Below are 7816 nucleotides of genomic sequence, written 5' to 3' on the forward strand. Positions count from 1 at the left end.
CCCGCCGCCGAAGCGGTGTTCGTCGCCGAGCGGCTCGGCGCCGAACTCGTCGCGATGGGATCGGCAGGCGCCAAGGCGATGGCGGTGGTGCAGGGGCAGGCCGACATCTACCTCCACACCGGCGGCCAGTATGAATGGGACAATTGCGCCCCCGCCGCGGTCGCCGCCGCCGCCGGGCTGCACGTCAGCCGCGTCGACGGGTCGCCGATCCGCTACAACAACCCCGATCCCTATCTGCCCGACCTGCTGATCTGCCGGAAGGAGCTGGCCGACGCAGTGCTGCGACTGGCAGCGGCATATCGACCCGCGCAGGGGTGAGGTCGCCATTGCCAGCCGGCACGCGCTCGCCTAGATCGGTTGCATCGAGAAACTGAAAACCGGGAGATATGCGATGACCGACCTGCCAGCCACCAACCTCGTCATGCTGACGCTGGTCAAGCCCGAGGGCGAGCTCGAAGTCTTTTTTGAGCGGCGCCCGATGCCCGAACCCAAAGCGCACGAGGTATTGGTGAAAGTGCTGGCGACGCCGATCAATCCGTCGGACCTCGGCCTGCTGTTCGGCGGGGCCGACATGACGACGGCACGCGCCGCGACCCGCGACGGCCTGCCGGTCGTCACCGCCGACATTCCGCCGCAGGGGATGCGCGCGATGGCGAGCCGCGTCGGCGACGCGCTGCCGATCGGCAACGAAGGCTGCGGCCTTGTGGTCAAGGCCGGCGATTCGCCGGAGGCGCAGGCGCTGCTCGGCCGGACGGTGGCGCTGCTCGGCGGCGAGATGTACGCCGAATATCGCTGCCTGCCCGTCCAGATGTGCATGCCGCTGCCCGACGGGACCGATCCGAAGGACGGGGCCTCCTGCTTCGTCAACCCGCTGACCAGCCTCGCCTTCACGGAGACGATGCGGATGGAGGGGCACAGCGCGATCGTCCACACCGCGGCGGCGTCGAACCTGGGCCAGATGCTGGTGAAGATCTGCGCGAAGGACGGCATTCCGCTCGTCAACATCGTGCGCAGCGCCGCGCAGGTCGAAATCCTGAAAGGGCTGGGTGCGAAGCATATCGTCAACAGCAGCGACGATGATTTCATGGACCGGCTGATCGCCGCGATCACCGAGACGGGCGCGACGCTCGGCTTCGACGCGATCGGCGGCGGCAAGCTGGCGGGACAGATATTGTCGGCGATGGAGGCCGCGGCGGTGAAGCGGATGACCAATTACAGCCGCTATGGCTCCGACAGCTTCAAGCAGGTCTATATCTATGGCGGGCTCGACATGGGGCCGACCGTGCTCAACCGCAGCTTCGGTTTCGCCTGGTCGCTCTCGGGCTTCCTGCTCACCCCCTTCATGCAGAAGGCCGGTGCCGAGGTCGTCGGCCGCATGCGCCAGCGCGTCGCGGACGAACTGACCACGACCTTCAAGAGCCACTACAGCCACGAAATCTCGCTGGTCGATACGCTGTCGCTCGATGCGGTCGCCGCCTATAACGCCAAGCGGACAGGCGAGAAATATCTGATCCGTCCGCACCGCTGATCCAGGGCAGCGTCGGCATGAACCCGCTCGTCATTGCGAGCGGCGAAGCCGCGTGGCAATCCGGAGCTTGTGGTAACCGCTCTGGATTGCTTCGCTCCGCTCGCAATGACGATGAAACGGAGCCGCCTTACCGCTTCATGCACTGACGCTTGTCGTCGCGCTTGTATTCGGTGCAGTTCCACAGCGCCTTCTCGAACGCCGCCTTGTCGTCGCGCAGATAGGAAAAGGTCATCGCCGCGCGCTGGATTTCGCTCATCGCGTCGGAATCGGGCTTCAGCACCGGGTTGGTCCAGCCCATGAACTTGCAATAGGGCCGGTCGCCGCACAGCCGCAGCGCCGTGGCCACGAAGCTTTCGGGCGCGGCGCGGTGGTCGAGCTGGACATAGAGGGCGTCGCGCCCCGCGCCGCCGCCGGAACCCGGAACGATCCGCGTCTCGCCGATCTCGGCCTTGGCATCGGCGCCCGCCAGTTCGACCGGCGCGATCAGCGCCGCCGCATGGAACGGGGACAGCGCGGCAAGCTTGGCAACCGGGCCGTCGCTTCCCGCGACGGCGCCGCGAAAGGCGCCGGGCGTGCCCCAATAGCCCGGCCAGCGGAAGAAGAGATGCGTATCGACGACCGCGATCTTTTCGAGGCTGTCGCTCCAATAGGGGCGGACCCAGTCGGTATGATAATGGGTGGCGAGCCCGACCTCGGGGTCGGTCGATCCCGACAGCATCCGGTCGGCGAGTGCGCGGGCGCGCGTCCATGCCGCATCGGAATAGCGGCGGTCGAGCGCCCCGTCGCAGGTGAAGGTGAACTGGCATCCGGTCGCCCGCTCCGATCCCTGGAACACGACGCCGCAGATCGACTTGGGAAAGGCGGGGTGGCGGACGCGGTTGATCACGACCTGTCCAACCGCGCGCTGGCCCTTGGCATCGTCGCCCGCCTCGTAGAGCATCGCCGAGGCAAGGCAGTCGCGCGCGCGGGCGCGATTGTCGCCGTTGCCGGGATAGACGAAGGGGCGCGCCGCCACGAAACCCTTCTTCACCAGCGGGATATGGGCGTTTTCGGTGCGTGCATCATCCTCGGTGAGGGGGGCGAGTTCGGTCGGCAGCACCGCGGGCACGACGTCGGGCGGCGGAGCGACGGGGTGCGGCCGGACGGCGGCGTCCGCGCCCGGCCCGCGCGCGCTGGCATGCAGGACGGCGACGATCGCGATCGCCGCCAGCAGGGCGAACAGCCATCCCGCGCCGTCGCGCCGCAAGGCCGGCGGATCGCGCTCGTCGCTGCCCGGCATGGCGGTGATCCTAGATTTCGGGCAGGAAATCGGGGACCGACAGGTAACGCTCGCCGGTGTCGTAGTTGAAACCGAGAATGCGCGCGCCCGCGGGCAGGTCGGGAAGCTTCTGGTGGATCGCGGCGAGCGTCGCGCCCGAGGAGATGCCGACGAGCAGGCCCTCCTCCGCCGCGGAGCGGAGCGCCCATTGCTTGGCATCCCCCGCATCGACCTGGATGACGCCGTCGAGCAGGTCGGTGTGCAGGTTGCGCGGGATGAAGCCGGCACCGAGGCCCTGGATCGGATGCGGACCCGGCTGGCCGCCCGAAATGACGGGCGACGCGGTCGGTTCGACCGCGAACACCTTCAGATCCGGCCAATGCTGTTTCAGCAGCTGGGCACAGCCGGTGATGTGGCCGCCGGTGCCGACGCCGGTGATCAGCGCGTCGATCGGCGAATCGGCGAAATCGGTCAGGATTTCCTGCGCCGTCGTGCGAAGGTGGACCTCGACGTTGGCGTCATTCTCGAACTGCTGGGGCATCCAGGCGCCGGGGGTCGTCTCGACCAGTTCGATCGCGCGTTCGATCGCGCCCTTCATGCCCTTTTCGCGCGGGGTCAGGTCGAAGGTCGCGCCATAAGCGAGCATCAGGCGCCGCCGCTCGATCGACATGCTTTCGGGCATGACGAGGATCAGCTTGTAGCCCTTGACCGCGGCGGCCATCGCCAGGCCGATGCCGGTGTTGCCCGACGTCGGCTCGACGATGGTGCCGCCTTGCTTCAGGCTGCCGTCACGCTCGGCTGCCTCGATCATCGCCAGCCCGATACGATCCTTGATCGACCCGCCGGGATTGCTGCGTTCCGACTTGATCCACACCTCCGCGTCGGGAAACAGTTTCGCGACGCGGATGTGCGGCGTGTTGCCGATGGTTTCGAGGATCGAATTGGCTTTCATCGTCTGTGTGCACTTTCCCTATGTTCGAAGCGGGGATCGCGACGGACCCGGTTCGGCCAGTCTCCCGAGCGGATCCAAAGCCTTTCGTCGGCCAGCGCGGGCGTCGGCGCAGGTTGTAACGAGGCCAGCAGATACTGTCCATAAGGCCAGTCCCCGAGCCCCGAGTCGGCATTGAGGTGACCGAAGGGACCGGCGTTGACGAAGCGCGCGTCCCATTGCCGCGACAGGCGCCACACGTGGGCGGTCTTCGCATAGGGATCGTTGTCGCTGGCGACGACGGTCATCGGGACGCGCGAGGTGAAGGCGGGCGCGTCGGCGAAGCCGGTCAGGCCGTGATCGTGCCGCAGGCGCGACAGGTCGGGCGGGGCGACGAGCAGCGCCCCCGCCAGCCGCGCGCGGGCCAGTCCGCCGGCAGCGGCGAACCAGTGGGCGAAGGCGTGGCAACCCAGGCTGTGCGCGGCGACCAGGATCGGTTCGTCGTCGGTGGCATCGGCGATCGCATGGTCGATCCGCTCGACCCATTCGCCCTTGTCCGGGGCATCCCAGCGGCCGAGGTCGATGCGCTCGCAGCGGGAGAATTTGCGCTCCCACAGGCTCTGCCAATGGGTGGGCCCGCTGTTGTTGAGGCCGGGGATGGTCAGGATCCGGTAGTGGATGGTGGCATTGTGCATGGCGGTTTCTCCATCGAGGGAAGAGGAAGCCGCGGTGACGGGTGTGCTCACCATAATTCAACTAAATAAATAGACAATAGCTTTTGGACGGAGCGAGGACCTTTTGCGACCAGCGGTGATGCGCTCAGCGCGCCGCCGGTTCGAACTGCGGCTTGAAGGTGCGCGCGTGGCGCAGTTCGGGGAACAGCCACGCCCAGATCGCGGTGACGCCGATCGCCGCCGCGCCCCCGACGACGACCGCGCCGATCGGGCCGAGCACCGCGGCCATCGCGCCCGCGCGCATCTCTCCAAGCTCGTTCGATGCCGAAATGGCGAGGCCCGACACGGCGCTCACGCGGCCGCGCATATGGTCGGGGGTGTTGAGCTGGATCAGCGTGCCGCGCACGAAGACCGAGAACATGTCCGCCGCGCCCATGACGATCAGCAGCAGCATCGAGAGCGCGAAGTTGGTCGACAGGCCGAACGCCACGGTGCCGGCACCGAACACCGCGACCGCCCACAGCATCTTGACCCCGACGTTGCGCTCGATCGGCCGGATCGCGAGCCCCAGCGCGACGATCGCCGCCCCGATCGCGGGCGCGGCGCGCAGGAAGCCCAGCCCCTCCGACCCGGCGTGCAGGATGTCGCGGGCGTAGACGGGCAGCATCGCGGTGGCGCCCGACAGGATCACCGCGAACAGGTCGAGGGTGATCGTGCCGAGCAGGAAGCGCTCCTTCCAGGTGAATTGCAGCCCGTCGACCATCTCGCGTAGCGGGTGGCCGCGCACCTCGGCGGGCGGCGGCAGCACGGGGCGCACCCGGCCGAGGGTGAGCGCCGACAGCGCGAGCAGCACCGCCGCGAAGACATAGACCGAGGCCGGATGCGCGGCGTAGATCAGCCCGCCTGCGGCGGGGCCGACGACCGCGGCCGACTGCCAGGCGATGCTGCTCATCGCGATGGCGCGCGGCAGCACCTCGATGGGGACGATATTGGGGGCGATCGCCGACATCGCCGGGCCGGAAAAGACGCGCGCCACGCCGTGCAGCGCGGCGAGCGCGAACAGCAGCGGCAGCGTCAGCCCTCCGGTCCAGGTGAACCAGCCGAGCGTTGCGGCGATGCCGATGTCGATCAGGTTGGAAAAGATCGCGACGCTGCGCCGCTCGAACCGGTCGGCCGCCCAGCCCGCGACCGGGGTCAGAATCGCCAGCGGCACGAACTGCACCAGTCCCAGCAGGCCGAGCTGGAACGACGCCTCGCGGATCGACATGCCGTAATCGGTGCGCGCGGTATCGTAGAGCTGATAGCCGATGACCACCACCATCGCCATCGTCGCCATCACCGCGGTGAAGCGTGCGAACCAGTAATATCGGTAATCGGCATAGCGCAGCGGGGAAGGGGCCCTGGCCGCGCCGTCTCCCGGCAACGCGGGCTCTTCGTCGGGCGGTGGTGCTATGGTGGCCATGGTCCCGCTCCTAGCCCGGCAATCCCGGCTGTCCAGAGGCGCGATGCTGTCGTTCGTCGATTATCGGGTGCCACGCGCGGGGGCGGATGCCAGAAGAGGCGCCATCGGAAAACAGGGAGATACCCGCATGAAACCCAGATTTGCCCACCTCGGCGGGGCCGCGATGGCGGTCGCGCTCCTCGTCCTGACCGCCTGCAACGCGTCGGGCGACGCATCGGGCGACGGGGCCGCCTCGACGCAGCAGGCGAAGAACTGGACCGAGTTCCGCGACAATTTCCTCGCCGGCTATTTCCCGCTCAATCCGAACTTCGCGGTCTATCAGGGCAAGCATGAATATGACGGGCAACTGCCCGACTGGTCGCCCGAAGGCATCCAGAAGCAGATCGCCTATCTCGAAAAGACGATCGCCGACGCCAGGGCATTCGACGCGCAGATGACCGATGCCGAGAAATTCGAGCGCGACTATCTGGTCCATGTGGCCGAGGGGCAGCTCTTCTTCCTGAAGGATGCGGACTTCCCGCACCGGAACCCGGCCTTCTACGTCGGCTCGCTCGATCCCAACGTCTATGTCTCGCGCCCCTATGCCGACGCTGCGACGCGGATGAAGGCGTTCATCGCCTATGCGCAGAAGGTCCCCGCCGCCGCGGAGCAGATCAAGGCGAACCTGACGCTTCCGCTGCCCGCGACCTTCGTCAAGTTCGGCACGGCGGGCTTCGGCGGCTTTGCCGACTATTATACCGGCGACGCCAAGAAGGCCTTTGCCGAGGTCAAGGATCCCGAACTCCAGAAGCAGTTCGACGACGCGGCGGCAAAGGCGGCGGCGGCGATGAAGGACCTTGCGGCCTATGTCGGCTCGAAGCCCGGCACCGCCGACGGCTGGGCGCTGGGGCCTGACCGGTTCGCGAAGATGCTGCTCGCCAACGAGGGGGTCGACACGCCGCTCGACGAACTCGAACGCATCGGCCAGGCCGACCTCAAGCGCAACCAGGACGCGCTCAAGGCCGCCTGCGCGACCTATGCCGCGGGCATGACGATCGCCGACTGCATGAAGAAGATGAACGCGGACAAGCCCGCCGACGGTCCGGTCGCCGAGGCGCGGCGGCAACTGCCCGCCCTGCGCGCCTTCCTCGTCGAAAAGGACCTCGTCACGATCCCCGGCACCGAACAGGCGCAGGTCGAGGAATCGCCGCCCTACAACCGGCAGAACAGCGCCTATATCGACATCCCCGGGCCGTATGAGAAAGGCCTGCCGTCGGTCTATTACATCTCGCCGCCCGACCCCGCGTGGGACAAGCAGACGCAGATGGATTTCGTGCCGGGCCGCAAGGACCTGATGTTCACCTCGGTCCACGAGGTGTGGCCGGGCCATTTCCTCAACTTCCTCCACTCGAACCGCGCCGAGAGCATCTTCGGCAAGTTGTTCGTCGGCTATGCCTTCGCCGAGGGCTGGGCGCACTATACCGAGGAGATGATGTGGGATGCCGGGCTGGGGGACGGCGACCCCGAAACGCATATCGGCCAGCTTTCGAACGCGCTGCTGCGCGATTGCCGCTATCTTTCGGCGATCGGCCTGCACACCAAGGGCATGACCGTCGCCGACTCCGAAAAGCTGTTCAAGGAACAATGCTGGCAGGATGAGGGCAACGCCCGGCAACAGGCGGCGCGCGGCACCTATGACCCGCTCTACCTCAACTACACGATGGGCAAGCTGATGATCCGCAAGCTGCGCGAGGACTGGACAGCCAAGAACGGGGGGGCGGGCGACCGGACCAAGTGGAAGGCCTTCCACGACCAGTTCCTGTCCTACGGCGGCCCGCCGATCCCGATGGTGCGCCAGGCGATGATGAAGGAAGACGCGCCGAAGGCGGTGTTCTAGAAAATCGTGCGTTAAATCTGCATCACCCTTTCTGCCGTTTGCCCTGAGCTTGTCGAAGCACCGTCCTTCTTCTTGCATCCCCGAAAGAAA

At 67.1% G+C, this 7816-nt stretch carries 7 protein-coding genes; 3 read left to right on the plus strand and 4 right to left on the minus strand.

The features are described 5' to 3' along the window. Both SGR02S_RS18120 and SGR02S_RS18125 read left to right on the plus strand, forming a co-directional pair. On the plus strand, nt 1–318 hold a 318-nt coding region (locus SGR02S_RS18120; protein ID WP_276525665.1), incomplete at its 5' end, for an inositol monophosphatase family protein. 73 nt (nt 319–391) lie between these two features. Further along, the gene (locus SGR02S_RS18125; RefSeq protein WP_067113357.1) at nt 392–1528 is read left to right on the plus strand and encodes a zinc-binding dehydrogenase; all 1137 of its coding nucleotides are present in this window, start codon (nt 392–394) and stop codon (nt 1526–1528) included. A gap of 127 nt (nt 1529–1655) precedes the next feature. Here the strand turns inward: SGR02S_RS18125 and SGR02S_RS18130 are convergent, their stop codons facing one another. The 4 genes from SGR02S_RS18130 to SGR02S_RS18145 form a co-directional block, all read right to left on the minus strand. Further along, a complete protein-coding gene (locus SGR02S_RS18130; protein ID WP_067113359.1) occupies nt 1656–2807 on the minus strand; it encodes a cell wall hydrolase in 1152 nt (383 codons plus the stop codon). A 10-nt stretch (nt 2808–2817) separates the two neighbouring features. After that, nucleotides 2818–3738: a cysteine synthase A gene (gene cysK, locus SGR02S_RS18135; RefSeq protein WP_067113361.1), complete on the minus strand. Its 921-nt coding sequence runs from the start codon at nt 3736–3738 to the stop codon at nt 2818–2820. Continuing rightward, on the minus strand, nt 3735–4409 hold the full coding sequence (locus tag SGR02S_RS18140; protein WP_067113364.1) for an RBBP9/YdeN family alpha/beta hydrolase: 675 nt from the start codon (nt 4407–4409) through the stop codon (nt 3735–3737). The genes cysK and SGR02S_RS18140 overlap by 4 nt, the downstream gene beginning before the upstream one ends. Before the next feature lie 124 nt (nt 4410–4533). Continuing rightward, nucleotides 4534–5850, minus strand: coding sequence for an MFS transporter (locus SGR02S_RS18145; RefSeq protein WP_082797226.1), 1317 nt, complete (start codon nt 5848–5850; stop codon nt 4534–4536). A 127-nt stretch (nt 5851–5977) separates the two neighbouring features. On the opposite strand from SGR02S_RS18145, the gene SGR02S_RS18150 reads away from it, so the two are divergent. Further along, the gene (locus tag SGR02S_RS18150; RefSeq protein WP_174521676.1) at nt 5978–7726 is read left to right on the plus strand and encodes a DUF885 domain-containing protein; all 1749 of its coding nucleotides are present in this window, start codon (nt 5978–5980) and stop codon (nt 7724–7726) included. The last annotated feature ends 90 nt before the right edge of the window (nt 7727–7816 follow it).

It is taken from the genome of Sphingopyxis granuli NBRC 100800, assembly GCF_001591045.1.
GTDB classification, from domain to species: Bacteria; Pseudomonadota; Alphaproteobacteria; order Sphingomonadales; family Sphingomonadaceae; genus Sphingopyxis; species Sphingopyxis granuli.

Bases quoted from the DNA above. Each gene is read 5' to 3' on its own strand.
- SGR02S_RS18125 (WP_067113357.1), top strand. From the start codon at position 392: ATGACCGACCTGCCAGCCACCAACCTCGTCATGCTGACGCTGGTCAAG.
- SGR02S_RS18130 (WP_067113359.1), bottom strand. From the start codon at position 2,807: ATGCCGGGCAGCGACGAGCGCGATCCGCCGGCCTTGCGGCGCGACGGC.
- cysK (WP_067113361.1), bottom strand. From the start codon at position 3,738: ATGAAAGCCAATTCGATCCTCGAAACCATCGGCAACACGCCGCACATC.
- SGR02S_RS18140 (WP_067113364.1), bottom strand. From the start codon at position 4,409: ATGCACAATGCCACCATCCACTACCGGATCCTGACCATCCCCGGCCTC.
- SGR02S_RS18145 (WP_082797226.1), bottom strand. From the start codon at position 5,850: ATGGCCACCATAGCACCACCGCCCGACGAAGAGCCCGCGTTGCCGGGA.
- SGR02S_RS18150 (WP_174521676.1), top strand. From the start codon at position 5,978: ATGAAACCCAGATTTGCCCACCTCGGCGGGGCCGCGATGGCGGTCGCG.